The 1630-nt window shown below is 63.7% G+C and carries 3 protein-coding genes; all 3 read right to left on the reverse strand.

Annotated elements, in window-relative coordinates; genetic code table 11:
• Positions 1–247 precede the first annotated feature (247 nt).
• Positions 248–715 carry an SMI1/KNR4 family protein gene (locus RDU12_RS15625; RefSeq protein WP_300292618.1) on the reverse strand — a complete coding sequence of 156 codons (468 nt, stop codon included), beginning with the start codon at positions 713–715 and terminating at the stop codon, positions 248–250.
• 104 nt (positions 716–819) lie between these two features.
• Positions 820–1014 carry a hypothetical protein gene (locus RDU12_RS15630; RefSeq protein ID WP_300292620.1) on the reverse strand — a complete coding sequence of 65 codons (195 nt, stop codon included), beginning with the start codon at positions 1012–1014 and terminating at the stop codon, positions 820–822.
• Between the two features lie 94 nt (positions 1015–1108).
• A complete protein-coding gene (locus tag RDU12_RS15635) occupies positions 1109–1390 on the reverse strand; it encodes a hypothetical protein (protein ID WP_300292622.1) in 282 nt (93 codons plus the stop codon).
• Positions 1391–1630: the final 240 nt, after the last annotated feature.

Here is a 1630-nt window from a genome sequence, read left to right on the forward strand (position 1 = left end):
CACCCCCGGCGCCAGCCCGATCTCCCGCGCCCTTGCCCGGCCGCCGGGCCTGTCCTGCGCCCACGCCGGCCCCGCCGCCGCCAGCAGCGCCGCCGGTCCCGCCAGCAACAATGAACGCCGCAGCATGGCCGCCCTCCCTCAAACCCACCGCGCCTGCTTAGCAGCCGGTCGGGTGATCGCAATGCGGCCGGGAAGCGGCCACGGTGAACGTCGGCAATGGGTGGGAAGCGGACATTCGGGTATTCGCTCAGTCGTCGAGCGGGATGAATTTCAGGTCCAGATATTGCTGGATCCAGTCCTCGAAGGACGGCGCTACCAGCGCGGTCTCGCCGGTTTCGTGGTCGAAGAACCAAACTCCAGAACTGGGGTTTAGCGGGGCGCTACCAAAGGCGAACAAATTGCCCATGCAATCGGAGGCAAAGGCGATCATGTCTTCCGGCAGTCCCATCTCTCGCCAAGCCTGGGTCGATGAGATCATCTCGTCTGCCGAGAGAAAATCGGCCACATCGGCGAAATCGGCCTGCTCTTCGCAGACGCTGTGCAGAAGTGCGCCTGTAGGCCGTGGCAGACCTACGCCGACGATCGTATCACGATAGTCAGCAGGTAAACGGCCCCCGAGTTGTTCCTCCGCTCGTGTCAAATCGGCAGCTAGGACGGGTTCAGGCGGGTCTTCGGGATGAGACCATTTCGATGCAAAGTCGGCGAGGGCGTGCATGAAGCCTCAAAGCGTTATTGGCGTGGTCGCCGCAGCGTGGTGGACGCTAACCCAGCCTACGAAGGTCGCCTATGGGTCGGTAGCGGACTGTCGGACAAGGACGCTCAGCGGACCTGATCGAGTGCGGTCTTGATCCGGCCCAAGGTCTGCTCGGCAGTCGCCCTGTCCAAGCCCATACGAGTCTGGAACTTCCATTCCGGGATTGCGTCTGGCCCGTGGCAGACCTCGTTAAGCGCTTTGTTTATCGCCACCAGATCATCGGCGGTCATTTCGACAGTCAGCCGGTTGTCGGAACTCACGATCGCTACCCCTTCCGGACCCGGCAGCGTGCCTTCCGCTACGGATGTCCGCAATGGGTCGGGACCGGACAGTCGCCTCGAGGTGGAGAGCGGACTAGGCCAAGCGTGCCGAGAGCTGCGCGCCCTCCCTGCGCCATTCGGAAATGCGCGCCATGAAATACCCGATGGCATCTGCGACTTCCGACGCAGGAGCAGGCGGCGGCTGAATGATGAAGTCGTAGGGCGGCTCGATCCCGTTGATGGAGCCCGCCACAAAGGAGTCGCGCAGGGCGTTGTAGTTGCGACCGTGCCAGGGAGGACCGTCTACACCCGCGATCACGGCCTCAATGAGATCAGCCTCTGTTCGCCAATCCCGCCCATCCAGCATGATTTCCATAGGGTCTTTTCCGTCGCGATCCGAATGTCCGCAATGGGTCGAATGCGGACCCTCGCCCAACGACGAAAGCCGGCTCCACCCTGCGGCGGAACCGGCTCCCGTCATCCCTTGACGCACACCACCTGACGCAGGGTGTGCACGACCTCGATCAGGTCGGCCTGGGCGCGAATCTCGACGGCGAGATCCGCCCCTTTCCTCCCCGCAACGCGGGGAGGGGGACCGCGAAGCGGTGGAGGGGCT

This window comes from Brevundimonas sp. (genome assembly GCF_031082345.1).
Taxonomy (GTDB): domain Bacteria; phylum Pseudomonadota; class Alphaproteobacteria; order Caulobacterales; family Caulobacteraceae; genus Brevundimonas.

Excerpts from the sequence above, each read along its gene's own strand:
- RDU12_RS15625 (WP_300292618.1), bottom strand. The coding sequence starts at position 715 with ATGCACGCCCTCGCCGACTTTGCATCGAAATGGTCTCATCCCGAAGAC.
- RDU12_RS15635 (WP_300292622.1), bottom strand. The coding sequence starts at position 1,390 with ATGGAAATCATGCTGGATGGGCGGGATTGGCGAACAGAGGCTGATCTC.